Annotated in this window: 22 protein-coding genes; 13 read left to right on the top strand and 9 right to left on the bottom strand. The window is 67.1% G+C overall.

All coding sequences use genetic code 11. From position 1 onward, the window contains the following. Nucleotides 1–13: 13 nt before the first annotated feature. Nucleotides 14–1,597: a TerC family protein gene (locus N5C88_RS24985; protein ID WP_059372036.1), complete on the bottom strand. Its 1,584-nt coding sequence runs from the start codon at nt 1,595–1,597 to the stop codon at nt 14–16. A gap of 195 nt (nt 1,598–1,792) precedes the next feature. Continuing rightward, a complete protein-coding gene (gene azu, locus N5C88_RS24980; RefSeq protein WP_059372035.1) occupies nt 1,793–2,242 on the bottom strand; it encodes an azurin in 450 nt (149 codons plus the stop codon). A 333-nt stretch (nt 2,243–2,575) separates the two neighbouring features. Here azu and N5C88_RS24975 point away from each other — a divergent pair, with 333 nt between their 5' ends. The 7 genes from N5C88_RS24975 to N5C88_RS24945 are packed head-to-tail and all read left to right on the top strand — an operon-like array spanning nt 2,576 to nt 11,305. Next, nucleotides 2,576–4,786, top strand: a complete 2,211-nt coding sequence (locus N5C88_RS24975) for a NosR/NirI family protein (protein ID WP_280016444.1) — start codon at nt 2,576–2,578, stop codon at nt 4,784–4,786. Between the two features lie 54 nt (nt 4,787–4,840). After that, nucleotides 4,841–6,757 (top strand): TAT-dependent nitrous-oxide reductase, encoded by a 1,917-nt coding sequence (nosZ, locus tag N5C88_RS24970; protein ID WP_059372033.1) that lies wholly within the window; start codon nt 4,841–4,843, stop codon nt 6,755–6,757. A 29-nt stretch (nt 6,758–6,786) separates the two neighbouring features. After that, complete coding sequence (locus N5C88_RS24965; protein ID WP_251881971.1) at nt 6,787–8,058, top strand: nitrous oxide reductase family maturation protein NosD; 1,272 nt, start codon at nt 6,787–6,789, stop codon at nt 8,056–8,058. After that, the gene (locus N5C88_RS24960; RefSeq protein ID WP_280016443.1) at nt 8,055–8,957 is read left to right on the top strand and encodes an ABC transporter ATP-binding protein; all 903 of its coding nucleotides are present in this window, start codon (nt 8,055–8,057) and stop codon (nt 8,955–8,957) included. The genes N5C88_RS24965 and N5C88_RS24960 overlap by 4 nt, the downstream gene beginning before the upstream one ends. Continuing rightward, nucleotides 8,954–9,784 carry an ABC transporter permease gene (locus tag N5C88_RS24955; RefSeq protein WP_059372027.1) on the top strand — a complete coding sequence of 277 codons (831 nt, stop codon included), beginning with the start codon at nt 8,954–8,956 and terminating at the stop codon, nt 9,782–9,784. Before N5C88_RS24960 ends, N5C88_RS24955 begins: the two co-directional genes overlap by 4 nt. Then, nucleotides 9,781–10,281 (top strand): nitrous oxide reductase accessory protein NosL, encoded by a 501-nt coding sequence (locus N5C88_RS24950; protein ID WP_251881966.1) that lies wholly within the window; start codon nt 9,781–9,783, stop codon nt 10,279–10,281. The genes N5C88_RS24955 and N5C88_RS24950 overlap by 4 nt, the downstream gene beginning before the upstream one ends. A 25-nt stretch (nt 10,282–10,306) precedes the next feature. Further along, on the top strand, nt 10,307–11,305 hold the full coding sequence (locus N5C88_RS24945; protein WP_280016442.1) for an FAD:protein FMN transferase: 999 nt from the start codon (nt 10,307–10,309) through the stop codon (nt 11,303–11,305). 67 nt (nt 11,306–11,372) lie between these two features. Here the strand turns inward: N5C88_RS24945 and N5C88_RS24940 are convergent, their stop codons facing one another. Further along, a complete protein-coding gene (locus tag N5C88_RS24940) occupies nt 11,373–12,158 on the bottom strand; it encodes an inositol monophosphatase family protein (RefSeq protein WP_059372021.1) in 786 nt (261 codons plus the stop codon). Between the two features lie 130 nt (nt 12,159–12,288). On the opposite strand from N5C88_RS24940, the gene N5C88_RS24935 reads away from it, so the two are divergent. Continuing rightward, on the top strand, nt 12,289–13,080 hold the full coding sequence (locus N5C88_RS24935; protein WP_118934149.1) for an RNA methyltransferase: 792 nt from the start codon (nt 12,289–12,291) through the stop codon (nt 13,078–13,080). 66 nt (nt 13,081–13,146) lie between these two features. On the opposite strand, the gene N5C88_RS24930 is transcribed toward N5C88_RS24935, so the two are convergent. After that, the gene (locus N5C88_RS24930; RefSeq protein ID WP_013395179.1) at nt 13,147–14,136 is read right to left on the bottom strand and encodes a tripartite tricarboxylate transporter substrate binding protein; all 990 of its coding nucleotides are present in this window, start codon (nt 14,134–14,136) and stop codon (nt 13,147–13,149) included. Between the two features lie 159 nt (nt 14,137–14,295). Here N5C88_RS24930 and N5C88_RS24925 point away from each other — a divergent pair, with 159 nt between their 5' ends. Beyond that, nucleotides 14,296–15,057, top strand: coding sequence for an IclR family transcriptional regulator C-terminal domain-containing protein (locus tag N5C88_RS24925; protein ID WP_059372016.1), 762 nt, complete (start codon nt 14,296–14,298; stop codon nt 15,055–15,057). A gap of 73 nt (nt 15,058–15,130) precedes the next feature. Here N5C88_RS24925 and N5C88_RS24920 read toward each other — a convergent pair whose 3' ends face one another. From N5C88_RS24920 to N5C88_RS24900, 5 genes are all read right to left on the bottom strand, one after another. Then, nucleotides 15,131–15,964, bottom strand: coding sequence for a mechanosensitive ion channel domain-containing protein (locus N5C88_RS24920; protein WP_280016441.1), 834 nt, complete (start codon nt 15,962–15,964; stop codon nt 15,131–15,133). A gap of 151 nt (nt 15,965–16,115) precedes the next feature. After that, nucleotides 16,116–17,231: a DUF1513 domain-containing protein gene (locus tag N5C88_RS24915; protein WP_280016456.1), complete on the bottom strand. Its 1,116-nt coding sequence runs from the start codon at nt 17,229–17,231 to the stop codon at nt 16,116–16,118. Then, nucleotides 17,221–18,309, bottom strand: coding sequence for an imelysin family protein (locus tag N5C88_RS24910; protein ID WP_118934144.1), 1,089 nt, complete (start codon nt 18,307–18,309; stop codon nt 17,221–17,223). Before N5C88_RS24910 ends, N5C88_RS24915 begins: the two co-directional genes overlap by 11 nt. Next, on the bottom strand, nt 18,309–19,817 hold the full coding sequence (locus tag N5C88_RS24905) for a di-heme oxidoredictase family protein (RefSeq protein WP_280016440.1): 1,509 nt from the start codon (nt 19,815–19,817) through the stop codon (nt 18,309–18,311). Before N5C88_RS24905 ends, N5C88_RS24910 begins: the two co-directional genes overlap by 1 nt. After that, nucleotides 19,814–21,112: an imelysin family protein gene (locus N5C88_RS24900; RefSeq protein WP_059372005.1), complete on the bottom strand. Its 1,299-nt coding sequence runs from the start codon at nt 21,110–21,112 to the stop codon at nt 19,814–19,816. The genes N5C88_RS24905 and N5C88_RS24900 overlap by 4 nt, the downstream gene beginning before the upstream one ends. A 219-nt stretch (nt 21,113–21,331) precedes the next feature. On the opposite strand from N5C88_RS24900, the gene N5C88_RS24895 reads away from it, so the two are divergent. The 4 genes from N5C88_RS24895 to N5C88_RS24880 all read left to right on the top strand — a co-directional run bounded on the left by N5C88_RS24895 (nt 21,332) and on the right by N5C88_RS24880 (nt 25,213). Beyond that, nucleotides 21,332–22,258, top strand: coding sequence for a LysR family transcriptional regulator (locus N5C88_RS24895; protein WP_118934140.1), 927 nt, complete (start codon nt 21,332–21,334; stop codon nt 22,256–22,258). Nucleotides 22,259–22,365: 107 nt separating this feature from the next. Next, complete coding sequence (locus N5C88_RS24890) at nt 22,366–23,166, top strand: class II aldolase/adducin family protein (protein WP_280016439.1); 801 nt, start codon at nt 22,366–22,368, stop codon at nt 23,164–23,166. An 81-nt stretch (nt 23,167–23,247) separates the two neighbouring features. After that, on the top strand, nt 23,248–24,207 hold the full coding sequence (locus N5C88_RS24885) for a tripartite tricarboxylate transporter substrate binding protein (RefSeq protein WP_059371999.1): 960 nt from the start codon (nt 23,248–23,250) through the stop codon (nt 24,205–24,207). A 10-nt stretch (nt 24,208–24,217) separates the two neighbouring features. Beyond that, on the top strand, nt 24,218–25,213 hold the full coding sequence (locus tag N5C88_RS24880) for an NAD(P)-dependent oxidoreductase (RefSeq protein ID WP_280016438.1): 996 nt from the start codon (nt 24,218–24,220) through the stop codon (nt 25,211–25,213). The last annotated feature ends 20 nt before the right edge of the window (nt 25,214–25,233 follow it).

Genomic DNA, 25,233 nt, shown 5'->3' with positions numbered 1-25,233 from the left:
CAGGTCGGTCCAGTTAGTCGTTGGCTAGGGATTCGTCGTCCGCAAGCATTTCCTGCGGCCGCTTTTCGACGCGCACCAGCGCGATGCGGCGGCCGTCCATTTCCAGGACTTCAAAGCGGAAATGCTCGTGGTGGATTTCGTACTCGCAGACGTCGCCCGGCTTGGGCAGGTGCCCGAAGCGCGACAGCAGGTACCCCGCCAGGGTTGAAAAATCCTGGGCGTCGTCGACCAGGCCCTCGGTTTCCAGCACTTGCTCGACATGGTGCAGGTCGGCCGCGCCGTCGATTTTCCAGGTGTTCTCGCCGTCGGCGACGATGTCGGGCAGTTCGTCCTCGTCGGGGAACTCGCCGGCGATCGCCTCGAAGACGTCGATCGGCGTCACCAGGCCCTCGATGGCGCCGAACTCGTCGGCCACCAGCACCAGTTGGCCGCGCGAACGCTTGAGCGTGTCCATCAGGCGCAGGATGCCGATGGACTCGTGCACGATGATGGGGTCGCGCAGACGGTTGCGGCGTACCCTGCCCTCGGTGATCAGGTCGGCCACCAGGTCCTTGGCGCGGCCGATGCCCAGCACCTCGTCCAGGGAACCCCGGCAAACGGGGAAAAAGCTGTGCGGCGCCTCGGTCAGCTGGCGGCGGATGGTTTCCGGGTCGTCGTCGATATTGATCCACGACACATCCGTGCGCGGCGTCATGATCGAACGGATCGACCGCTCGGCCAGCGTCAGCACGCCGCTGACCATATTGCGCTCCTCGACCCCGAAAGCCGGGATGGCCGGACCGTTCGCGCTGGGCAGGTCGGGTTCGTCGGCGGGCGGGCGCTTGCCCAACATGCGCAGCACGGCGGAAGCGGTACGCTCGCGCATCGGCCGGCGCGCATCCAGCTTGAGCAGGTTGCGGCGCGCCACCTGGTTGAGCGCCTCGATGGCGACCGAGAAGCCGATGGCCGCGTACAGGTAGCCCTTGGGCACCTTGAAGCCGAAGGCTTCGGCCAGCAGCGAAAAGCCGATCATGAGCAGGAAGCCCAGGCACAGCACCACCACCGTGGGGTGGGCGTTGACGAAGCGCGTCAGCGGCTTGGACGCCAGCAGCATGATGCCGATGGCGATGACCACGGCGATCATCATGATGGCCAGATGGTCCACCATGCCGACGGCGGTGATGACCGAGTCCAGCGAGAACACCGCGTCCAGCACCACGATCTGCGTGACGATCACCCAGAAGCTGGCGTACACGCGCGGCCCCGATGAGCCGCCGTGCTGGGAGCCCTCCAGGCGCTCGTGCAGTTCCATGGTGCCTTTGAACAGCAGGAACAGGCCGCCGATCATCAGGATCAGGTCGCGGCCCGAGAACGACAGCGGGCCGATGGAAAACAGAGGGGCGGTCAGCGTGACCAGCCATGACATGACCGACAAAAGGCCAAGACGCATGATGAGCGCCAGGCTCAGGCCCATGATGCGCGCGCGGTCGCGTTGCGCAGGGGGCAGCTTGTCCGCCAGGATGGCGATGAAAATCAGGTTATCGATCCCCAGGACGATCTCAAGGATGACCAGGGTAAGCAAGCCGACCCACGCAGTAGGGTCCAGCAGCCACTCCATCAGGAGCTCCAGAAGTTACACGACCGGTAATCGTACATGGAAAATCCGTGACACGCCGGTGACGAACCCCGTCCTTATGCCTGAGACGCAGGCGGTTTAGGCCTGTAGAACCAGGACATCCGAGGTCTGGCGCCGCAGTCGGAACGGACGAAAAAAAACCGGCTCCCAGCCGGTTTTCACATCCGGGACAGCCGATCAGTCGCTGAGCTTGAGCGTGCCCTTCATCATGGCCCAGTGACCCGGGAATGAGCAGAAGTAGGCATAAGCCTCGCCCGGGGTGAGCTTGGAGACGTCAAACGTAACCGAATCCGACTCGCCGCCGCCGATGACCTTGGTGTGGGCGATGACGCGGGTGTCGCCCGCCTTGACGTAGTCCTGCGGCAGGCCGGCGTTCATGCCGTCAGTGGCCACGGCCGTCTTGTCGGCCTCCTTGGTCAGCACCCAGTTGTGGCCCATGGCGACCTTGGGCATTTTGCCGACGTGCTTGAGGTGAACGGTGAATTGCTTGCAGCTTTTGTCGACGACCATTTCCTTCAGGTTGTACTGCATGGCGTCGTTGCTTTCTATGGTTGCTTCGCACTGAGCGGCCAACGCGGGCAGGCTGGCTGCGGACAGAGCGATGGCGAGGGTGGCTTTTGCCAGCATGGAGATTCTCCGTAAACGTTGGCGGCTCTTCCGACACGCGTGAGGCACATGCCTCGCGTCGCTGCCGCCACGCACAAGTCTATGGCGCAGCGCAAAGCGCGCTATTGACCGGCATCAATAGCGCCTCGTTCAACCCCTCCAAAACGGGGATATCCCCTACGCCGCATGCGGGTATTGCCCGCCAGCGGTCCGCGCGCGAACGCCGATTGACAAACCGCAATACGACCGATGCCGAGCATTCTTAGGATGCCTGCAAACAAACACAATCAGCAGAGTACGAAAATGCGAGGCAGTAAAGCGGCGGGGCGCGGGTTCAGTCGGTACCAGTGGTTCGTGCATGCAGTCTTTCTAGTCTTGCTGCTGTGCGCGCAGGTCTTCAGCGCCGCCCAGGCCCAGCGCCTGCCGGACTTCCTGGGCGGCATCCCCATCGGACAGATCTTCCCCGGCGCCGACCGCGCCGATCCTCCCGCCGGCAAGCCCATGGTTGCCAAGGTCTATGCGGGCACGCGCCAACTGGGCGTGGTCTATCTGACTTCCGACGTCGTCAACACCCGCGGCTACTCCAGCAAGCCCATCGACGTGCTGGTCGGCCTGGCGAACGATGGACGCATCGTGGGCGCCCGGCTGGTGGAACACCACGAACCCATCGTGCTCATCGGCATTCCGCAATCCAAGGTCGACCATTTCATCAGCGGCTATGTGGGGCTGAACTTCGTCGACTCCCCTCCCCGCCATGGCGCCCCGCCGCCGGTGGACATCATCAGCGGCGCGACCGTCACCCTGATGGTGATCGGCGACAGCATCACGCGCTCGGCCATCGCCGTGGCCCGCGCCCACGGCATCGACAAGACCGCCGCAGCGGCGCCGCAGGCCGCGCCCGTTGCCGCCCGCGTCGTGGACGATGCGCGCGATGCCGTCCAATCCTGGCAGGATCTGCTGGATGCAGGCGCGGTGCGCAACCTGCGGCTGAGCCCGGAGGACGTGAACCAGGCATTCCGCGCATCGGGACGGAACGACGCCGCGGCCAATACGGAAGGCAGCGCCGACGCGGACGGCTTCATCGACCTGTACGCCGCGCTGGTCAGCGTGCCCGCCATCGGCCGCAGCCTGCTGGGCGACACGGAATGGCAGCGCCTGAAGGAAAGGCTCAAGCCCGGCCAGCAGGCCGTGCTGGTGGCCGGCAACGGCGCCTACTCGTTCAAGGGTTCGGGCTACGTGCGCGGCGGCATCTTCGACCGCATCGAGATCATCCAGGACGAAAGCAGCTTCCGTTTCCGCGACCGCAACCACCAGCGCCTGGCCGACGTGGCCGCGCAGGGCGCGCCCGCGTTCCGCGAGGTAGCCCTGTTCGTCGTGCCCGAGGACGCCGCGCTGGATCCGGTCGCGCCCTGGCGCCTGCAGCTGATGGTACAGCGCGTGCTCAGCGTCAGCGACAAGGCCTTCGTGACCTTCGATCTGAGCTATGAACTGCCGGCGGCCTATACCCGGCCGGTGGCAGGCGCGCAGGCATCCGCCGCGCCCTCGCCGGCTGCCGCTCAAGCCGCCCCGGCCCAGGCTGCGCAGCAAGAAGACGCCGCACCCGCGCTATGGAAACAGATCTGGCGCGGCAAGGCCGGCCAGGTCGCCGTGCTGACGGTGGCGCTGCTGGTGCTGGTGGGCGTCTTCTTCTTCCAGGACCAGCTCGCCAGCCGTCCGCTGCTGCATGACCGCCTGCGGATGGCGTTCCTGGCGTTCGCGCTGTTCTGGATCGGCTGGTACGGCCAGGCCCAGCTTTCCGTGGTCAACGTGCTGACTTTCTTTTCGGCAATGCGCAGCGACTTCCGCTGGGAGTACTTCCTGATGGACCCGCTGGTGTTCATCCTGTGGTGCGCCACGGCCATCTCCATGGTGTTCTGGAACCGGGGCGCCTTCTGCGGCTGGCTATGCCCCTTCGGCGCGCTGCAGGAACTCAGCAACCGCATCGCCCGCCGCCTGGGTGTGCGCCAGCTCAAGATCAGCCATGGCGTGAACCAGCGCCTGTCGACCCTGAAGTACGTGATCTTCCTGCTGCTATTCGGATTTTCGCTGTACGACCTGGCGCTGGCCGAGCAGCTGTCCGAGGTCGAACCCTTCAAGACCGCGATCATCCTGCGCTTCATGCGCTACTGGCCCTTCGTCGCGTTCGCCGTGGCGCTGCTGGCGGCCGGCCTGTTCGTGGAGCGCTTCTTCTGCCGCTATCTCTGTCCGCTGGGGGCCGCGCTGGCGATCCCTGCGCGGTTGCGCATCTTCAACTGGCTGCGCCGCTACCGCGACTGCGGCAATCCCTGTCAACGCTGCAACCTTGAATGTCCGGTGCAGGCGATCGACCCCACCGGCGAGATCAATCCGAACGAGTGCATCCAGTGCCTGCACTGCCAGATGCTCTACCACCACGAGCAGAAATGTCCGCACCTGATCCAGAAGAAGGCCAAGCGGGAGCGCCGCCGCACGCCCGCGGCCGAACCCGCCGAGCAGGTCATTGTCATGCACCGCGCGCCGAATCCGAATAGCGAACCTGGCGCCTGATCCCGCTTTCCGCACCGCGGCGCCCGGGGCGCCGTTCCTACCAAGGAGTTATCCATGTCAGACAAGAATCCCGACAAGGCCGGCCTCACCCGCCGCAGCTTCCTCGGCACCGCAGCCATCACGGGCGCCGCCGGCCTGGTGGCGGGCGCACAGATCACCACCGCCCACGGCAAGGATGCGAAGGGCGGCGCCAATGGCGTGCTGGGCCACGTCGCGCCCGGCGAGCTGGACGAATACTATGCCTTCAACTCCAGCGGCCAGTCGGGCGAGGTGCGCGTGCTGGGGCTGCCCTCCATGCGCGAACTGGTGCGCATCCCCGTCTTCAACCATTGCAGCGCCACCGGCTGGGGCCGCACCAACGAAAGCCGCAAGATCCTGACCGAGGGCCTCACGCCCGAAACCCGCGAGTACCTGAAGGACAAGGGCGGCGTCTTCATCAACGGCGATGCGCATCACCCCCATCTGTCCTTCACCGACCGCACCTACGACGGCCGCTACCTGTACATCAACGACAAGGCCAACAACCGCGTCGCCCGCATCCGTCTGGATGTGATGAAGACCGACAAGATCACCGAACTGCCCAACGTCTCCGGCGTGCACGGCCTGCGGCCGCAGCGCTACCCGCGCACGGGCTACGTCTTCGCCAATGGCGAGCACATCATCCCGCTGCCCAACGACGGCAAGGTGACGGACGATCCCAAGAAGAACTTCTTCGCCATCTACACCGCCCTGGACGGCGACACCATGAAGGTCGCCTGGCAGGTGCTGGTCGACGGCAACCTGGACAACGGTGACGCCGACTACCAGGGCAAGTACTCGTTCTCCACCTGCTACAACTCGGAGAAGGGCGTCACCGTGGAGGAAGCCTCGGCCAACGAGCAGGACTGGGTCGTGGTGTTCAACATCAAGCGCATCGAGGAAGCCGTCAAGAATGGCGACTTCAAGATGATGGGCGGCGTGCCTGTGGTCGACGGACGCCATGGTTCCAAGTACACCCGCTACATCCCGGTGCCGAACTCGCCGCACGGCTGCAACGCCGCGCCCGACGGCATCCACCTGGTGCTCAACGGCAAACTGTCGCCCACCGTCACGGTGCTGGACGTGCGCACGCTGGACGATCTGTTCGACGACAAGATCAAGCCGCGCGACTGCGTGGTGGCCGAACCCCAGCTGGGCCTGGGACCGCTGCACACGGCGTTCGACGGCCGCGGCAACGCCTACACCACGCTGTTCATCGACAGCCAGATGGTCAAGTGGAACATCGATAAGGCCAAGCGCGCCTACAAGGGCGAAAAGGTCGATCCCATCATCCAGAAGCTGGACGTGCACTACCAGCCCGGCCACAACCACTCGACCATGGGCGAGACCCGCGAAGCCGACGGCAAATGGCTGGTGTCGCTGAACAAGTTCTCGAAGGACCGCTTCCTGAACGTCGGCCCGCTCAAGCCCGAGAACGACCAGTTGATCGACATCTCCGGCGATGAGATGAAGCTGGTGCATGACGGCCCCAGCTTCGCCGAACCGCACGACATGTGCCTGGTGCACCGCTCCAAGGTCCATCCCGTGAGCGTCTGGAAGCGCGACGACCCGATGTGGGAAGACGCCCGCCAGATGGCCAAGAAGGACGGCGTTTCGCTGGACGACGCGGCCAAGGTCGTGCGCGACGGCAACAAGGTGCGCGTGTACATGATGGCGGTCGCGCCCATGTTCAGCCTCAAGAAGTTCGAGGTCAACCAGGGCGACGAGGTCACGGTGGTTGTCACGAACATGGAAGTGATCGAAGACCTGACGCACGGCTTCACGCTCGAAGGCCACGGCATCGCCATGGAGATCGGGCCGCAGGCCACCTCCTCGGTCACCTTCACGGCGGACCGGCCGGGCGTGTACTGGTACTACTGCCAGTGGTTCTGCCACGCGCTGCACATGGAGATGTCCGGCCAGATGGTCGTCCATCCCAAGAAGACCGCGTAGCGCATATGAAGCTCGCCGCAATCCTTGGGATGAGCGCAAGCAGGGCCGTCGGCGCCGCGCTGCTGGCGGCCGCCGGGCTGGCGCTGCCGGGCGCGGCGCCCGCGGCGACCCTGGAGATCGCCGCGGGCGCCGACCTGGCGGCGGCGATCGCTTCCGCCGCGGCCGGCGACCTGCTGCGGCTGGCGCCCGGCTCCTACGCCGGCGGCATCGTCATCGACAAGCCGTTGACGCTGGAGGGTCCGCCCGACCGCTCTGCCATCATCGCCGGCACGCGCCAGGGGCGCACCGTCTGGGTCACGGCCGCGGACGTGTCGCTGCGCAACCTGACAGTCACGCGTTCCGGCCTGAGCCTGTCCGACATGGACGCCGGCATCTTCCTGGACCGCGAGGCGCACCGCGCACTGGTGGAGCGCAACGACGTCCTGGACAACCTCGTGGGCGTGCACGTCTGGGGGCCGGCCGACGCCACCGTCCGCGGCAACCGCATCGTGGGCAACAAGGAGCTGCGCGTGGCCGAGAGAGGCAACGGCGTGACGCTTTGGAACACCCCCGGCACACGCGTGCTGGACAACGACATATCCGCCGGCCGCGACGGCATCTTCGTCAACACCAGCAAGCTCAACACGTTCAGCGGCAACCGCTTCCACGACCTGCGCTATGCGGTGCACTACATGTACACCAACGACAGCGAGATTAGCGGCAACGTTTCGACCGGCACCGACATCGCCTACGCCATCATGTATTCGCACCGGCTGGTGGTGCGCGACAACGTCGCGCTGGACAGCCATGAGCAGGGCCTGATGCTGAACTACGCCAACCATTCCACCATCGCCAACAACACGGTGGACCGCGCCGGGAAATGCGTGTTCATCTACAACGCCAACCGCAATACCTTCCTGGACAACCGTTTCTCCAACTGCGACATCGGCGTGCATTTCACCGCCGGGTCCGAAGGCAACCGGATCTCGGGCAACGCCTTCATCAACAACCGCAATCAGGTGAAGTACGTGGGCACCCGGACGCTGGACTGGTCGGTGGACGGACGCGGCAATTACTGGAGCGACAACACCGCCTTCGACCTGGACGGCGACGGCATCGCCGACACCGCCTACCGGCCCAACGACGTGGTCGACCAGCTGCTGTGGCGCGCGCCGGCGGCCCGCATCCTGCTGAACAGCCCGTCGATTTCCATCGTGCGCTGGGCGCAATCGCAGTTTCCCGCCATCCTGCCCGGCGGCGTGATCGACAGCGCCCCGTTGATGCAGCCCCCGGCCACCGCAAGCACCAAGGAATCCCCATGAGCACCGACCTGGTGGCGCTTACCGGCGTCAGCAAGCACTATGGCTCGCAGCGGGCCATCGACGGCCTGGACCTGCAGCTGCGCGAAGGCGAATGCGTCGCGCTTGCCGGACACAATGGCGCCGGCAAGAGCACGATGATCAAGCTCATTCTGGGCCTGATACGCCCCACCCGCGGCCGCGTCGCGATCTTCGGCCAGGACGCCCACAGCCCCGCCGCGGCGCGCCTGCGCGGCCGGATCGGCTACCTGCCCGAGACCGTGGCGCTGCATCCGTCGATGACCGGCGAGGAAACCCTGGCGTTCTACGCCAGGCTCAAGCGCCAGCCGCTGTCGGGCAACGCCGCGCTGCTGGAGAAGGTCGGCATCGCCGGCGCCGCGCACCGCCGCGTGGGCGGCTATTCCAAGGGCATGCGGCAGCGCCTGGCGCTGGCCCAGGCGCTGCTGGGCCAACCCCGCGTGCTGCTGTTCGACGAGCCCACCACGGGCCTGGACCCCGCCTCGCGCCTGATGTTCTACGACATCGTCCACGAACTGCGCGCGGCCGGCGCCACGATACTGCTGAGCACGCACGCCCTGTCCGAGCTGGCCGGACATGCCGACCGCATCGTCGTGATGAAGGCCGGAAAAAAGATCGCCGACGGCGCCATGTCGGCGCTGCGGCGCTCCACCGGGCTGCCCATCCGCATCCGCCTGACCTTTGCCGATGCCAGCGCGCCGCCTCCCAGCGGCGATTGGCGCCGCCTTGATGCCGGACGCTTTGAACTCGCCTGCCCCGAGAGCGGCAAGGTCGAAGCGATCCGCGGCATCGGCGCGCTGTCGCCGGCCATCGCCGACCTCGACATCCAGGTCCCGGGCCTGGACGACATCTATGCACATCTGCTTGAACGGGAAGACGTATGAACGCGGTATGCACCATCATCGGCAAGGAAATCCGCGATGGCCTGCGCAATCGCTGGGTGCTGGCGACCGCCCTGCTGCTGGCCGCGCTGGCGCTGGCGCTGGGTCTTTTGGGCAGCTCGCCCACGGGCACGGTCAAGGCCGAACCGCTGACCGTCACGGTAGTCAGCCTGTCCAGCCTGTCCATCTTCCTGGTGCCGCTCATCGCCATGCTGCTGGCCTATGACGCCGTGGTCGGCGAAGTCGACCGTGGCACGATGGCGCTGCTGCTGAGCTATCCGGTGTCGCGCGGGCAGGTGCTGATCGGCAAATTCATCGGCCACCTGGCCATCCTGGCGCTGGCCACGGGCGCGGGCTACGGTTCGGCAGGCCTGGCACTGCAATGGGCCTACGGCGGCCTGGACGCCAGCGCATGGCAGCCGTTCGCCCTCTTGATTGGCGCCAGCGTGCTGCTGGGCGCGAGCTTTCTCGCCATGGGCTATCTGATCAGCTCCCTGGTGCGCGAACGCGCCACCGCGGCCGGCATCGCCGTCGGCGTCTGGCTGTTCTTCGTGGTGATCTACGACATGGCGCTGCTGGGCGTGCTGGCGGCCGACCAGGGCCGCCACGTCAGCCCCGGCCTGCTCAACGCGCTGCTGCTGCTCAACCCGTCCGACGTATACCGCCTGCTCAACCTGACGGGCTTCGAGAATATTTCGCTGTATGCCGGCATGGCGGGCGTGAGCGACCAGGCCAGCCTGCCGCTCGCCGCGCTGGTCGCCGCGCTGCTGCTGTGGATCGCCGTGCCGTTCCTGCTGGCGACTGCGGCCTTCAGGAACAAACCGCTATGAAACGCCTGCGACTCCTCCTGGCTGTCTCCACCTTGCTGCTGACCGCGGCCTGCGGCAGCGGCGCCGCGCCAGAAACCGCGCCCCCGCCGCAGGCCGTGACGACGGAGTCCGTCGGCCATTACTGCGGCATGGCGCTCAACGAGCACAACGGCCCCAAGGGGCAGATATTCGTCAAGGGACAGGCCGCGCCGGTCTGGTTCTCTTCGATCAAGCAGGTCTTCGCCTACACCCTGCTGCCCGAAGAACCCAAGGGCATCAGCGCCATCTACGTCAACGACATGTCCACCGCGGGCGCGGGCGGCGCGCCGGACCCGTCCGCCTGGATCGACGCGCGGCAGGCTTACTACGTCATCGAAGGCCGCTATATCGGCGGCATGGGCGCCGAAGACGCCATCCCCTTCTCCCGGCGCGATCATGCCCAGGCTTTCGCCGATACCCACGGCGGCCGCGTCGTCACCTTTGCCGACGTGCCGGAAAGCTATGTCTTCGCCCAATAGTCCGCGCCTCTACAGGCCTATCGCCATGAACCCTACCCGCCGCCGTTTCATCGGCATCGCCGCCGCAGCCAGCGCGCTGGCGCTGACGCCCGTCGCCGCGCGCCGCGCCGCCGCCTCGATCGCACCCGCCACCTGGCAAGGCACGGCGCTGGGCGCCGACGCCGAGCTGCGCCTCTACCATCCCGACACCGGCACGGCCCAGCGCCTGATCGCCCAGTCCTTGCAGGAACTGCGGCGACTGGAAGCCATCTTCAGCCTGTATCGCGACGACAGCGCCCTCTCTGTCTTGAACCGCCAGGGCTTCCTGGACAGTCCGCCGGCCGACCTGCTGCGGCTCCTGAGCGAAAGCCGGCGCTACAGCGAACTGACCTCAGGCATGTTCGATCCCACCGTGCAGCCCTTGTGGCAGCTATATGCCGAACACTTCTCGCAGCCGGACGCTGCTGCTGACGGTCCCCCGCCCCAGGCCATCGCGCAGGCGCTGTCGCGCGTATCCCACGCCGACGTGATGCTGGATGGCAGCCGCATCGAACTGCTGCGGCCCGGCATGAGCATCACGCTCAACGGCATTGCCCAGGGCTACATCACCGACCGCGTCACCGACCTGCTCAGGCGCGGCGGGCTGGAGCGGGCGCTGGTGGACATGGGCGAAATACAGGGGCTGGACAGCCGCGCTAGCCCGCAAGCGTGGAAGGTCGGCATCGCCGATCCGCGCGACCCGGCGCGCCTGCTGGCAAGCGCAAGCATGACGAACCAGGCCCTGGCGACTTCCGGCGGCTATGGCACCGCCATCGACCCGGCGGGCCGGTACACGCATCTGTTCGATCCCCGCACCGGCCGCGCGCGGCCGCGCTACCAGAGCGTGTCCGTCATGGCGCCTTCCGCCACCATGGCCGATGCCCTGTCGACGGCTTTCTCGCACATGCCGCTGGAAACGACGCAGGCGGTGGTGCGGGAGCTGGGGCTGCGTGCGTGGTTTGTGATGGAGGATGGGCAGTTGGTATTGCAGGGGCAGGCTGGCTGAGCCTACGCCCGCACATGAAAAAACCGGCCAATGGCCGGTTTTTTCATTCTGGCGGCAGCGTTCCGCCTCAAGCCGCCGAAGGCGGATTCAGCGAAGACAGCATCTGCGTGAAGATCTTGGGGCTGGCGGCCAGCACGTTGCCGCTGTCCATCCAGCCTTGTTCGCCGTCGAAGTCGGCGACCAGGCCGCCGGCTTCCAGCACCATCAGGCTGCCCGCGGCCAGGTCCCAGGCCTTCAGGCCCACGCCGCAGAAGCCGTCCAGGCGGCCGCAGGCCACGTAGGCCAGGTCCAGCACGGTGGAGCCCAGGCGGCGCACGCCGGTGCTGCCTTCGGCCATCTGGCGGAAACGCGCGGAGCCTTGTTCCGGATCGCCGGAGTTGGGCCAGTGCGCGCCCAGCAGCGCTTCGTGGTAGCGGGTACGGCCCGAGACGCGCACGCGGCGGTCGTTCAGGAAGGTACCGCTGCCACGGCTGGCCGTGAACAGTTCGTTGCGGCTCGGGTCATAGATGACCGCCTGCGTAACCTGGCCGCGCTGCGTCAGGGCGATGGACACGGCGTAGTTGGGCAGGCCGTGGATGAAGTTCGTGGTGCCGTCCAGGGGATCGATGATCCACTGGAATTCGGCCTGGTCGGGGCCTTGCAGGCCGAATTCCTCGCCCAGCACGGCGTGGTCCGGGTAAGCCGCGCGCAGCGTCTCGACGATGGACTCCTCGGCGGCGCGATCGACTTCCGTGACATAATCCCGCGGCCCCTTGCGAGCCACGCTGAGTCGTTCCAAATCCATGCTGGCACGGTTGATAATGGTGCCGGCACGCCGGGCCGCCTTGATGGCGATGTTGAGCATCGGGTGCATAAAATTCCGTACGAATGCGATGAGTTGGCTTGATGATAGGCCGCTTGCCGCCCCCCGGTCCGCCGTTCCCCGACAGGGGGAAATCGACCCAAAAAACCAGGAAGGCACTAAGCCAAACGTGCCATTTTAAATGACTCAAGCATTTTCACGTGTTCGCTTCGTTATGGTGAACCCCAGCCACCCCGGAAACGTGGGTTCGGCGGCCCGCGCCATCAAGACCATGGGCTTCTCCGAACTGGTCCTGGTCGAGCCTAAATTTCCAGATGTAACAAGCCAGCCGGAGGCCGTGGCGCTTGCCAGCGGCGCGCTGGACGTGCTGGAAAATGCCCGCATTTACGCATCCCTGGAAGAAGCGCTGGCGCCGGTCACCATGGCTTTCGCGCTGACCGCCAGGGTGCGCGACCTGGGCCCCCCGCCCTGCGACATCCGCCAGGCGGCCGAACTGGCCCGCGCCCACCTGGGCGAGACGGCCGAGGGCGTCGCGGCCGTGGTGCTGGGCACCGAACGCGCGGGGCTCACCAACGCCCAGATCGCCCTGTGCCAGCGCATCTGCCATATCCCCGCCAACCCCGAGTACAGCTCGCTGAACGTGGCCCAGGCCCTGCAGTTGGCCGCCTGGGAGCTGCGCTACGCGCTGCTGGTGGACCAGGGCGCGGCGCTGCTGCCGGCCTCCACCGCGCAAGAGGCGCCCCGCGGCGCGGCGCCGGCTTCCAGCGAGGCGGTGCAGGCCTTCCTGGCGCACTGGGAAGAAGCGCTGGTCGGCGTGCAGTTCCTGGACCCGGCCCACCCCAAGAAGCTGATGCCGCGCATGCGGCACCTGTACTCCCGCCTTGCGCTGAGCCGCGACGAGGTGGACATGATGCGCGGCGTATGCACCGCCATGCTGGCCACGGCGCGCCGCAACGGCGGGGCAAAAAAATAGGGGCGCAGGCTTACGCCTGTCCCCCAGCAAGGTTTGCCGGGCGGCTTGCCGCCCGGAAATCGAAAATCAGTCCACCTTGGCGCCCGAGGCCTTGACCACCGGGGCCCAGCCTTCCACTTCCGACTTGATGAACTGGCCGAATTCGGCCGGCGTCGTCTTCACGCCCACGGCGCCCAGCTTCTCGAAGCTGAGCTGCACTTCGGGCTTGTCCAGCGCCTTGACCATGGCCGCGTTGAGCTTGTTCACGACTTCCGGCGGCGTGCCGGCGGGCGCGATCAGGCCGAACCACGACGACACGTCGAAGTTGGCGAAACCGGATTCCTTCATGGTCGGCACGTCAGGCGCGCTCTTGGAGCGTTCCGTGGTGGTCACGGCCAGGGCGCGCAGCTTGCCCGATTGCACGTGGGGCCAGGCCGACGGCATGTTGTCGAACATGAACTGCACCTGGCCGCCGATGAGGTCGGTCACGGCAGGCGCGCTGCCCTTGTACGGCACGTGCAGCACGTCGATGCCGGTCTGCATCTTGAAAAGCTCGCCCGCCATGTGGATGGACGTGCCGCTACCGGACGAAGCGAACGCCAGCTTGCCGGGATTCTTCTTGGCGTAGTCCACCAGCTCCTGCACCGACTTCACGGGCACTTGCGGGTTCACCACCAGGATGTTCGGCACCTTGGCGCCCAGCGCCACCGGCGTGAAATCCTTGGTCAGGTCGAAATTGACGTTCTTGTACAGCGTCTGGTTGATGGCGCTGGTCACGGCCACGAACAGCAGCGTGTAGCCGTCGGGGTCTGCGCGCTTTACCTGGTCGGTAGCGATGTTGCTGCCGGCGCCGGGCTTGTTCTCGACCACGAAGGACTGGCCGAGGCTTTCGGTCAGTTCCTTGGCCATGATGCGGGCGATCACGTCAGTAGTGCCGCCGGCGGAAAAACCGACCACGATGCGGACGGGCTTGTCAGGGTAGGCGGCATGGGCCGAGCCCATTGCGAATGCGCTTGCGGCGGTAGCCAGAAGGGTGGCGGCGATACGCCGCAGTCCAGGCTTTTGACCTGTAGTCATAGAGTCTCCGTGCAGGTACTGTCCATCAAGTGGACGATTTGAATTGTTCGATGCAGCATTCTGAGCTATACACATGCACTGCATCAAGGTAGAGTCCACAGCACGGACAGTGGTTTTCCCTTGAATATTCCGTAATAACCCGAGTTTTCAGAGATTTTCATGCAAGATAGCGACGCCGCGGCCGCGGGTCCACGCACATTGCGGCGCGGGCTGGCCGTCCTGGCCGCCCTGCGCGACCAGGGTCCCGATGGCCTGAGCGTGACCGATATCGCCCGCCTCACGGGCATACAGCGCCCCACCATCTACCGTCTGCTGGCCGCCTTGCTGGACGCCGGACTGGTGCTGGCCGTGACCGGCACCAAGAAATACCGCGCCCAGCTGGCGGTGGACCCGGACACGCGCTCGCGCGATCCGCGCGTGCGCCAGTTGCTGCCCGTGCTGCGGCGCCTGGCCGACCGCACTGGCGACGCGGTCTTCCTGGTCGTGCGCGAAGATGACGATTCCATCAGCCTGCATCGCGAGATCGGCAGCTATCCGGTGCAGATCCTGGCCACCTACGCCGGCAAGCGCCAGCCGCTGGGCGTGGGGTCGGGCGGCATGGCCCTGCTGGCCGCCCTGCCCGACGACGTTGCGCGCGGCATCGTCGAGCGCAACTCGGGCCGGCTGGACGAATATGGCGGCATGACACCGCAAGAGATGTACCGCCTGATCGAAAACACCCGCGCCCGCGGCTATTCCGTGGTGGGCAACCACGCGGTGCGCGGCGCGCTGGGCGTAGGCTGCGCGCTGCTGGATGCCCAGGGCGCGCCGATCCTGGCGGTCAGCGTCACGGCCATCATCGACCGCATGCCTGCGCAACGCCAGCGCGAAATCGCCGGCTGGATCAAGAACGAACTCGCGCGCCTGTCGATGCAGGCCTGAGGTCTGCTGCCGCCAGCAAAAAAATGGGCGCCCATCGGGCGCCCATTGTCATTCCAGTGCAGACCGGCCTGCTTCAGGCCGCGGCGCCCGGCTTGGCGTTCTGGATCTCGCGCATGGGGATCGGCGGCTGGAAGCCCGCATCTTCCAGCGACTTGCGGATGTCCTGGTACAGGCCCCAGCGCAGGTCCCAGTACTTGGCAGACTCGGTCCATACCCGCACGTTCACGACGACGCCGTTTTCCTTGTAGTCGACCACCTTCACCAGCGGTTCAGGATCCTTCAGCGTTTCCGGACGCGCATCGACGATCGCGCGCAGCTTGGCCACCACGACTTCCAGGTTGTCGCCATAGCGCACCGGCACCGGGATATCCAGGCGACGCGTCTTGTTGCGGCTGTAGTTGGTGATGGTGGCGTTCCACACCGTGCTGTTGGGCAGGGTCAGATGAATGCCGTCGACCTGGATCAGGCGCGTCAGGAAGAGACCGACCTCTTCCACCGTGCCGTCCACGCCGGTGCTCAGCGCCACGTATTCGCCCGCGCGTATCGGGCGCAGGATCAGCAGCATGATGCCGGCGGCGATATTCTGCAGCGTGCCTTGCAAGGCCAGACCCACGGCCAGGCCGGCGGCGCCCAGCACCGCGATCAGGCTGGCCGTCTGCACCCCGAAACGCGCCAGCACCGCAATCACGGTGAAGATGCGCACCGTCCAGACCACCGTGCTGTAGAACATGGGCACGATGGTGGGATCGATCTTCTTGGAACGCGTCGCGGCGCGGCGCACCCAGCTGCCCAGCAGCGATGACACCCACCAGCCGATGACGAGGATCAGCAGCGCAACCGCCAGATTGAGGCCCAGGTCGACCAGCTTGGGAGCCCAGGCGTTAAATTCTTTCAAGGCTTCTTCCATGGATACTCCTGCGGAAAAGTTGAGGCCGCGCAGCGTCCCGGCAACGGGCGCCTGGCGGCCTGAAAAAAGCAGCCGAAAACTTTATCAGATGGCGCTTGCGATAAGGGCCGCATCGCGGCCCCGTTGTGTCAAGCTTTGTAAGCAAACGGGATCAGACCCGCGCCGGGATCTTGCGGAAATGATTGTCCCAGGACACCTCGCGCGACGGCGCCAGCACGGGCTGCTCCTTGCCGGACGCGTCGATGCGCAGCATCGCTCCCAGGCCGCTGCTCAGCAGGAAGCCGTCTCCGGCGGCCGGCGCCACGCCGCAGCCGTCGGCCAGTTCGGTCGTGCCCAGGCAACGGCCGCTGGCCGCGTCCCAGTAGATCACCTGTCCGCCTACCGGGCTGGACGTCGCGACCACGCCGCCCGCGGTATCCACGGCCACCGAGCCGACGTAGTTGCGCATCTGGCGCAAGGCCGGCGCTGGCCCTTCGAACAGTTCCAGCTGCGCGCCGCGCCTGTGCCGACCCACCAGCGCCGGCCGGTCCGCGGCCGGACCCATGTACTGGCAGCCGAACCAGACGCAGCCGTCGGCAGCCAGCGCGAGGTGGCGGATGGACAGGCGATGCAAAGCGGGCTCCAGCTCCACTCTCTCCAGCAGCTCGCCGCTGGCCGCGTCGATATAGGCCAGCGAGGGCCGCATCGTGTCCAGGTTGAGTTCCAGCTTGCCGTAGTCGGGATGCGTGAGGATGCCGCCATTGGCGACGCATAGCGTCTTGCCGTCGGGCATCAGCACGACCTCGTGCGGACCGATGCCGCCGCTGTCGAATTCGCCGATGCGGCGGTACGCGCCGCCGGGCGAGGCGTCGTACAGCCCCAGCACGCCCCGGCCCGCTACAAAATCGTTCTCGGTGGCGGCCAGCAGCCGGCCGCCGTCCACGTAGGCGCCATGGCCGAAGAAGTGGCGCTCTTCGTGCATGGGCAAGGCCTGGGGCTCGCCCCCGCGCAGCGAAAACGCCAGCGCGAAGAAGCCCGGCTGGCGGCCGAAGACGACCGCGCGTTCCCCCGCGGCATCGATGGCGAAGCTGTGGCCGCGCGCGGGCATCGGCACCACCAGCCGATCGTGTCCCGCTTCATCCAGCAGCGCGGTTTCGTCGCGCCCGCCGCGCTTGCGCGCGCTCAGGTACAGGACGTCGCCGTCCTTGGGCGCAGCCGCCAACGCAGCCGCCGGGGCCAGGCCCAGCGCGGCCGCGAGCGACAGGAAGCGGCGCCGGTCAATCACCATCGAGCGCATTGAAGCCGATCGTGACGCCCAGGGCCGGCGCCAGATTCTCGTCAACGATGGCCTTGGCGTTCTTGAGGGTCAACGCCGCCAAAGTCAGTTGTTGGCGCCCTTCTTCCTGCGCCAGCGCCTGCTCCAGCGGCTGCGGCACGTCCAGCAGCACGCGCGCCGCGCTCGCCAGTTCACCGCGCACGGACTCGGCCATCCAGGCGTCGCCCTTGGGCAGCGCATAGGCCCCCGCCTGATAGAAAGCCTGCAGCCCGTCCAGATTGGCCGCCAGCAGGCGCGTGGACAACTGGCTGCGCCAGAATGCAGCGCGCTTGGGCCGCGCCGCTTCCGGCGTATCGCCCAGCACGGGCAGGATCTTCACGTCGCGCGCAAACTGCAGCCCGGTGGATAGGGACTTCATGGCCTCGGCCGCGATTTCCTGTTGATCGCGGTACAGGTCGTTGCCCGCCTTGGGTTGCGCGAACTGCCGGCCGAAATCGCCCTCGGCGCTCCAGGCCTGGGCTACATCGCGCGTGATCTGCCTGACGTTGGCGGCCACCGCCCGGGCGTAATCGCAGGCGTAGGCGTCGACCTGCCCGCCATCCTGCCGCAGCAAGGCCGGCTCGCCGTACAGCACGTATTCCAACGCGGGCAGCCCCTGCACGGCCACGCTGCGTCCCGCCAGGGCGCCGGGCACGAGCAAGGCGCCGTCCTGCGCGGCGATCAGCGCCTGCACCTGCTTCGGCATCACGCCGCGCGTATCGGGCCAGAAGGCCAGGCGCTCGTAGCGGTTGGCCTGCACCAGAGGGCCAAAGCGCAGGAACTCGACGCCCGACCAGGCCAGCGCCAGGTCCTCGAACGCCTGCTTGACGCGCGCCGCGCTGGCCGCGCCGGGCTGCGCGCACCAGCCGCCCAAGGCGCCGTCCAGCGCCGAGGCCGCGTCCGCCATTTTCGCTACCGCCGGCCGCGCGTAATCGCGCGCCAGACGCTCGCCAAGATCCGCGGGCGGCGCGGCCTGCGCGGCCCAGGACGTAATGCCGCCCAGCGCCGCAGCCGCGGCCAGTTTCAATACACGCGGGGCTATTGCAGCCATCACAGCGACTCCAGGAAACGGATGAGATCGGCGCGTTCTTCCGGCGTCATCGCCACCACGCGGTCGCGCGCGGGCTTGGCCTCGCCGCCATGCCACAGCACGGCCTCCAGCAAGGTGCGCGCGCGTCCGTCATGCAGCCAGGTGGCATTGGGGTTCACGGTCTTGGTCAGGCCTATGCCCCACAGCGGCGGCGTGCGCCATTCGCGGCCGTTGGCCAGGCCGTCCGACACGCCGTCGGCCAGATCGTCGCCCATGTCGTGCACCAGCATGTCGGTGTAGGGCCAGATCAGCTGGAAGCGGTGCTCGGGCTGCTTGGCGTTGCGGCTGGTGACGTACTTGGGCACGTGGCAGGCGACGCAATTGGCTTCGTAAAACAGCTTCTTGCCGGCCAACACCCGCGCATCGTCGGCGTCTCGGCGCTGCGGCACGGCAAGGTTGGTGGAATAGATGGTGACGAAGTCCATCAGCTTTGCCGGCACTTCCTCGGGGCCGAAGCGCGGCTGCGCGCCGTGCGGCATGTCGAGGCACTGCTTCTGCGAGGGCGTGCAGTCGCCGGAATGCTGGGGAAACAAGGGCGTGGACAGCCCCATGTCGTTGGAGAACGCCGCGGCGCTCTGCTGCTCGACCGTGGGTTGGCCGGCCTTCAGGTTGAAGCGCCCCAGCACACGCGCGCCGGTGCGCACGTCGGTGACCCAGTTGGCCTTGCCGACGATGCCGTCGCGCTTGTCCGCGCCCACGTTGGCCAGGATGTCGGTCTCGTGGATGGATTCCAGCAGGCCCAGGCCTATCATGGGCGGCGCCAGGCGCGGCGAGACCTGCGTGTCCGCGCGCATCGGGCCATAGCCGAGATTCTCGATGCGGTAGGCGGGCTTCATCAGCGTGACGGTTTCACCGCCGTTGAGCGCGACCGGGACCGGCTGGTACTCGATCTCCATGCGGCCTTCGGCGGGCAGGCCCGCGACCGCGAAGTTCTGCAGCTGCACGCCGTAAACGGGTTCGGGCAAGGCCGCGATCTCGCCCGGCGCGAGCTTGGGGTGACCGCGATCGGCGCCCTGCGGCACCGCCAGGCGCAGCAACAGCGCCACCGCGTCGGTACGTTCCAAAGGATCGAAGCCCGGCACCGTGCCGCGTCCGTCCTTGGTATGACAGGCCTGGCAGGAACGCGCATTGAACAGCGGCCCCAGGCCGTCCGAGGCTTGCGTGGAAGCCGGCGCCGAGACCCAGTCCTTGCGGAACAGGCCGTTGCCGACCTGGAATTCCTGGCGCCCCTCAAAGCTCATGTTGGCCGACGGCTGCGAAAAAATGTCGGCGTTGATGAGCTTGTTGGTGGTGGCGGCGCCCGCCTGCATGGTCTCGAAGGTCTCGACCTTCGAGAAATCGCGCGTGGGCGCGGTGATGGCGGTCACGCGCTTCAGGTCTTCGGGCGTGAGGTCGTCACGCCCGGTCGGAGCGGCGGCGGCGCCGGCATGGGCCGACGCCGCCAGTACGGCGGCTAAAACGAGTTTCACTTGAATACGGCGTCAGGTTTGTCCAGGCTGTCGGAACCTTCGATGGCGACCTTGCCCAGGTCCAGCAAGGCGATCACGCGCTCCAGGCTGCGGGTCTGGTCGACCAGGCGGTCGATGGCGGCCTGCACCACGGCATTGCCTTCCTTGTTGCCGTCCGAAATCATCTGGTCGTAGGTTTCGACCGTTTCGGCGCGCGTCTTCATCGCCTGCATGGCGGCCACGGTGGCGTCCAGCTTGGCGCGCACTTCGGCGTCCAGCTTGGGATCGCGGGCCTTCACCAGTTCCGACAGGCTGGCGCCCGAGACGGTCTTGCCGTCGATACGGGTGTAGCTGCCCAGGTAGACGTTGCGAATGCCGATCTGGTCGTAATAGTGCGAGTTGTGCGTGTTGTCCGAGAAGCAGTCATGCTCTTCTTCGGGATCATGCAGCATCAGGCCCAGCTTCATGCGTTCGCCGGCCAGCTCGCCGTAGGACAGGCTGCCCAGCCCGGTCAGCATGGCGATCAGGCCCGCCTTGGGATCTTCTTCGACGGCCTTGCGCGCGGCGCCGTCCTTCTTCCAGTTGCCGACCATCTCTTCCAGGTCCGTCACCAGCAGGTCGGTCACGGCCTTCAGGAACTGCACGCGGCGCTCGCAATGGCCGCCCGTGCACTGCTTGGGATCGAAATCGGTGTGCGGACGGTTGCCGGCGTGGCGTTCCTGCGGCGTGCCCTTGCGGTCGGCGGGCGCGGGGCCGGTGCCGTTCAGGTCCTGGCCCCACAGCAGGAATTCGATGGCGTGGTAGCCCGTGGCCACGTTGGCTTCGTTGCCGTCGGCTTCGTGCAGCACTTCAGACAGCAGCTGGGGCGTGATCTTGCTGACGTCGACGGTCTTGCCGCCCACCGAGATCTTGGAATTGGCGATGACGTTGACCGCGTAGTAGGCGTTCTCGTCGTTTTCCGTGCCATAGGACGCGTCGACGTAGTCGATCAGGCCTTCGTCCAGCGGCCAGGCGTTCACGCGGCCTTCCCAGTCGTCGACGATGGGGTTGCCGAAGCGGTAGGCCTCGGTCTGCTGGTAAGGCACGCGCGCCGCCAGCCAGGCCTCGCGCGCGGCCTTCAGCGTGTCGGCGCTGGGCTTGGCGATCAGGGCGTCGATGGCGGTGCGCAGGGCCCGGGCGGAAGTCAGCGAGTCTTCGTAGCCAGCCAGCGCCAGATCCGAATACGTGGCGACCACGGCCTTGGGCTCGGCCGCAGCCTGGGCCGTCCCCCCGAACACCGCAGCGGCCAAAACCGCTCCCAACAGCAACTTGCGCATCGACTTTCTCCCGTAACTCGAACGGCACCCGCCCCCACGGCGGTCCGCTCAACCTCGAATTTTGAGGATGAGAGTGTAAACAATTTTCGTTTGTCATTCAGAATAAAGTCAGATACCTGACATTTCTTTGAACCGCCAGCCCCGTTTTCCCGGAGGCGGCAAGGCCGCATGCGCGCGCCGCTGCGACTACTATCCCCTACTCCCCTCCCGTCATGCGCCATGGAACTCCGCCAACTCCGCTACTTCGTCCGCGTCGCTGAACTGGGCAGCATCGGCCGCGCCGCGCGCGAGCTGGAGGTGGTCGCCTCGGCGCTCAGCCAGCAGATCAGCCGTCTGGAAAGCGAGCTGGCCACGCGGCTGCTGGTGCGCACGCCCACTGGCGTGGTGCCGACGCCGGCGGGCACGGCATTCCTGCGGCAGGCGCAACTGACCTTGCGGCACGCGGAAAACGCAGTGACGGCCGCGCGCGAGGCGCGGCTGGCCGGCATGGTCAGCGTCGGCTTCGCACCGACCACCGCATCGGTGCTGGCCAGGCCCTTCTACGCGGCCATGGCCGAACGCTATCCGAACGTGCGGCTGCATCTGGTCGAGGGCTTGTCGGGCAACCTGGGCGAACTGCTGACGGGGCGGCGCCTCGACCTGGCCGTGCTGTTCCAGAACGACAGCAGCCAGGGCCGCAGCGCCATCCCGGTGCTGGACGAACGGCTGTTCCTGCTGGCGCGCCGCGGCATGGTCGCCCTGCCCGACGGCGAGCCCATCACCATGGCGCAACTGGGCAGCCTGCCGCAAGCCGTGACCAGCAAGGCCCACGGCCTGCGGGCCTGGGTCGAGGCCGCCTTCGAACGGGCCGGCGTCGAACCCTGGATCGGCGTCGAGGTCGACGGCCTGACCACGCTGATGGATCTGGTGCAGGCCAACGCGCTGGCCACCATCCAGCCCGGCGCGGCGGTGGCCCGGGTGGAGTCCGGACTGCTGAGCATGCACCCCATCGACGATCCCTTCCTGTTCCGCCGCAACCTGGTGTATTGCATCAACGACGAGGAACTTTCGCCGGCGGCACTGGCCGCGCGGGTGGTGCTGCTGGACGTGATGCGCGCCCTGGTGCGCAACGGCGGCTGGCCGGGGGCAACCCTTCTCGATTCGTGATGCCCCCATGCCTGGGCCGGGGCTAGGCCCGCCTCCATCCCGCCGATAAATTGCCAGGCATGGATGCTGCGGCATGGTGCGGCGGCAATGGAGCTTCACGAATTCCGATGACCACTGACACTCACGCCGAGGGACGCCTGCGTATTGCCTCGATGCGTCCGCATTGCACCGAGGCGGAATGGAAGGCGCGCGTCGACCTGGCGGCCTGCTACCGCCTGGTCGAGATCTACGGCATGGCCGACATGATGGCCAACCACATCTCGGCGCGCGTGCCCGGCGAAGACAACGCCTTCCTGATCAACCCCTACGGCATGATGTACGAGGAGATCACGGCGTCCAGCCTGATCAAGGTGGACCTGGACGGCACCATCCTGGCCCGGCCCGACTTCGGCGAATTGGACTACGGCATCAACAAGGCCGGCTATGTCATCCACAGCGCGGTCCACGCCCATCGCCACGAAGTGGACTGCGTGATCCACACCCACAGCTGGGCCTCGATGGCCGTGTCCTCGCTGGAATGCGGGCTGCTGCCGCTGACCCAGACCGCCATGCGCTTCCTGAAGATCGGCTATCACGACTACCAGGGCGTTGTGCTGGGTGTCGAGGAACAGGCCTCGCTGCTGGCCGACCTGGGTCAGGGCGAAGCGCTCATCCTGCGCAACCACGGCGCCCTTACCGTGGGACGCAGCGTGGGCGAAGCCTTCAACTGGATGCACCGCCTGGAACTGGCCTGCCGTTCGCAGCTGGCGGCCATGGCGACGGGATCGCCGCTGCAGGCCGTGGCCGCGCCGGTTTTGCAGGAAACCTGGAACAACTACCAGCCCGGCACGCGCCGGCCCTATGGAGTGATGGAGTGGCCCGCCTTGCTGCGCAAGCTGGACCGGCAGGACCCGAGCTACCGCGACTGAGTTTTTCGGTTCAACAGGCGCCGGCCGGCGTGGCGGCACGGCACCATCGAAAACACCACTACGCCCACGCGAGGAGACATCATGAACACTGCACGAGCCCTGCTCGCTTCCGCAGCGCTGGCTGGCGCCTGTACGCTGGCGCCGCCCGCGGCCGCGGACTATCCCGACCGGCCGGTGAAGGTCATCGTGGCGTTCTCGCCCGGCGGCACCACCGACACCCTCACCCGCAGCGTCACCAATACCCTGACCCAAAAGCTGGGCCAGCCTTTCGTGGTCGAGAACAAACCGGGCGCGGGCGGCAACATCGGCACGGAGTACGTCGTGCGCGCGGCGGCCGACGGCCACACGCTCATCGTCAACTCCGTGGGGCCCATCGCCGTCAACCCCTCGCTGAACAAGCTACCCTATAGCCCGCTGACCGATCTGGTGCCCATGGTGCAGATCGCCACGGTGCCCAACGTGCTGGTAGTGCCGCCGGCTTCGCCCGCCAAGGACATCCAGGGATTCCTGAAGTACGTCAAGACCGCGCGCCAGCTCAACTACAGTTCCACTGGAGTCGGCACGTCCTCCCACCTGTCCAGCTACATGCTGATGGACGAGCTGGGCGTCAACGCCACGCACGTGCCGTACAAGGGCGCGGACGCGGTCAACGACCTGCTGGCCGGGCGCATCGACTTCATGTTCGCCACCATCCCTTCCGTGATCGGGCACATCCGTTCCGGCAAGCTGCGCGCGCTGGCGGTCAGCACGTCGCAGCGTTCCGCCACCCTGCCCGAGCTGCCCACCATCGCCGAATCCGGCTACCCCGGGTTTGACGCGGGTTCCTGGTTCGGCTTCTTCGCGCCCAAGGGCACGCCGCAGCAGGTGGTGGACGTCGTCAACCGCGAGGTCAACGCGGCACTGCCGGGGCTCAATGAACAGATGCTGCGCGAAGGCGCCGAACCGGTAGGCGGCACGCCCGCGCAATTCGGCGCCTTCATCAAGCGCGAACATGACAAGTGGGCGCTGCTGGTGCGCAAGTTCGCCCCCGAAGCCCATTGAACCCGCCGCCATGACGCAAGGCTCCGACATCCGCATCCTGTGCTCGCCCGCCGAAGCCGCGCCGCTGCGCCTGGCGCTGGACCGCAGCCCGGCAGCGGGCCGCTATGCGCTGGTCCACCCCGTTGCGGGCCAGCCCATGATGGCCGAGACTGCGTTCGTCTCGCGCGACATCACGGGGCATTCGACCAAGTTCGAGATCCAGCCATCGACCGCCCTGTACTACGAGGCCATGCGGAACGCGCCGGCGCTGCGCTGGGTGCATGTGCACTCGGCCGGCGCCGACCGCGAGATCTACCAGCGCCTGCACGCGCGTGGCGTCGCGGTCACGACCTCGCAAGGCGCCAGCGACCCGGTGGTAGCCCAGAGCGCCGTCGCCGGCGTGCTGGCGCTGGCGCGCCGCCTGCCGCTGCTGGCCGCCGATCAGCGCGACCGCGCCTGGCGGCCGCTGCTGGACGAGCGCACGCCCAGGGACCTGGCCGGCCAGCATGCCGTGGTGGTGGGATGGGGCGGGATAGGACAGCGTATCGGCGCGCTGCTGGCCGCGCTCGGCCTGAAGATATCGGTCGCGCGCCATAGCGGCGCGCCCGTGCCGCAGGCCCGCCACACCGTGGGTTACGGCGAACTGCCGTCCCTGCTGCCTGCGGCCGACTGGCTGGTATTGGCCTGCCCGCTCACGTCCGCCACGCGCAACCTGATCGGCCGCGCTGCGCTCGCCGCGCTGCCCGCGCATGCGATGGTGGTCAACGTGGCCCGCGGCCACGTGATCGATGAGCCCGAACTGATCGCGGCGCTGCGTGCCGGCCGCCTGGGCGGCGCCTTCCTGGACGTGTTCCAGCACGAGCCGCTACCGCCGGATTCCGCGCTGTGGGACCTGCCCAACGTCATCGTCACGCCGCACAGCGCCGGGTTCTCGGACGGCAATGCCGCGCGCGTGCGGACCCTGTTCGTCGACAACCTCAACCGCTGGCTGGCCGGCGAGCCGCTGGCCAATCGCAGCATCGCCTGAATGGCCTGTCGCCGCCCGGC

The organism is Achromobacter sp. GD03932, assembly GCF_029839485.1.
GTDB classification, from domain to species: Bacteria; Pseudomonadota; Gammaproteobacteria; order Burkholderiales; family Burkholderiaceae_B; genus Achromobacter; species Achromobacter bronchisepticus_A.
The sequence above is the reverse complement of the archived record's forward strand: the minus strand, read 5'-3'. Positions and strand labels throughout refer to the sequence as shown.

What these genes read in the sequence shown, in the direction of transcription:
- N5C88_RS24960 (WP_280016443.1), top strand. Translation starts at nt 8,055, where the DNA reads ATGAGCACCGACCTGGTGGCGCTTACCGGCGTCAGCAAGCACTATGGC.
- nosZ (WP_059372033.1), top strand. Translation starts at nt 4,841, where the DNA reads ATGTCAGACAAGAATCCCGACAAGGCCGGCCTCACCCGCCGCAGCTTC.
- N5C88_RS24880 (WP_280016438.1), top strand. Translation starts at nt 24,218, where the DNA reads ATGACGCAAGGCTCCGACATCCGCATCCTGTGCTCGCCCGCCGAAGCC.
- N5C88_RS24895 (WP_118934140.1), top strand. Translation starts at nt 21,332, where the DNA reads ATGGAACTCCGCCAACTCCGCTACTTCGTCCGCGTCGCTGAACTGGGC.
- N5C88_RS24955 (WP_059372027.1), top strand. Translation starts at nt 8,954, where the DNA reads ATGAACGCGGTATGCACCATCATCGGCAAGGAAATCCGCGATGGCCTG.
- N5C88_RS24885 (WP_059371999.1), top strand. Translation starts at nt 23,248, where the DNA reads ATGAACACTGCACGAGCCCTGCTCGCTTCCGCAGCGCTGGCTGGCGCC.
- N5C88_RS24930 (WP_013395179.1), bottom strand. Translation starts at nt 14,136, where the DNA reads ATGACTACAGGTCAAAAGCCTGGACTGCGGCGTATCGCCGCCACCCTT.
- N5C88_RS24950 (WP_251881966.1), top strand. Translation starts at nt 9,781, where the DNA reads ATGAAACGCCTGCGACTCCTCCTGGCTGTCTCCACCTTGCTGCTGACC.
- N5C88_RS24910 (WP_118934144.1), bottom strand. Translation starts at nt 18,309, where the DNA reads ATGGCTGCAATAGCCCCGCGTGTATTGAAACTGGCCGCGGCTGCGGCG.
- N5C88_RS24915 (WP_280016456.1), bottom strand. Translation starts at nt 17,231, where the DNA reads ATGGTGATTGACCGGCGCCGCTTCCTGTCGCTCGCGGCCGCGCTGGGC.
- N5C88_RS24900 (WP_059372005.1), bottom strand. Translation starts at nt 21,112, where the DNA reads ATGCGCAAGTTGCTGTTGGGAGCGGTTTTGGCCGCTGCGGTGTTCGGG.
- N5C88_RS24945 (WP_280016442.1), top strand. Translation starts at nt 10,307, where the DNA reads ATGAACCCTACCCGCCGCCGTTTCATCGGCATCGCCGCCGCAGCCAGC.
- N5C88_RS24890 (WP_280016439.1), top strand. Translation starts at nt 22,366, where the DNA reads ATGACCACTGACACTCACGCCGAGGGACGCCTGCGTATTGCCTCGATG.
- N5C88_RS24920 (WP_280016441.1), bottom strand. Translation starts at nt 15,964, where the DNA reads ATGGAAGAAGCCTTGAAAGAATTTAACGCCTGGGCTCCCAAGCTGGTC.
- N5C88_RS24925 (WP_059372016.1), top strand. Translation starts at nt 14,296, where the DNA reads ATGCAAGATAGCGACGCCGCGGCCGCGGGTCCACGCACATTGCGGCGC.
- N5C88_RS24935 (WP_118934149.1), top strand. Translation starts at nt 12,289, where the DNA reads ATGACTCAAGCATTTTCACGTGTTCGCTTCGTTATGGTGAACCCCAGC.
- N5C88_RS24985 (WP_059372036.1), bottom strand. Translation starts at nt 1,597, where the DNA reads ATGGAGTGGCTGCTGGACCCTACTGCGTGGGTCGGCTTGCTTACCCTG.
- N5C88_RS24965 (WP_251881971.1), top strand. Translation starts at nt 6,787, where the DNA reads ATGAGCGCAAGCAGGGCCGTCGGCGCCGCGCTGCTGGCGGCCGCCGGG.
- N5C88_RS24940 (WP_059372021.1), bottom strand. Translation starts at nt 12,158, where the DNA reads ATGCACCCGATGCTCAACATCGCCATCAAGGCGGCCCGGCGTGCCGGC.
- azu (WP_059372035.1), bottom strand. Translation starts at nt 2,242, where the DNA reads ATGCTGGCAAAAGCCACCCTCGCCATCGCTCTGTCCGCAGCCAGCCTG.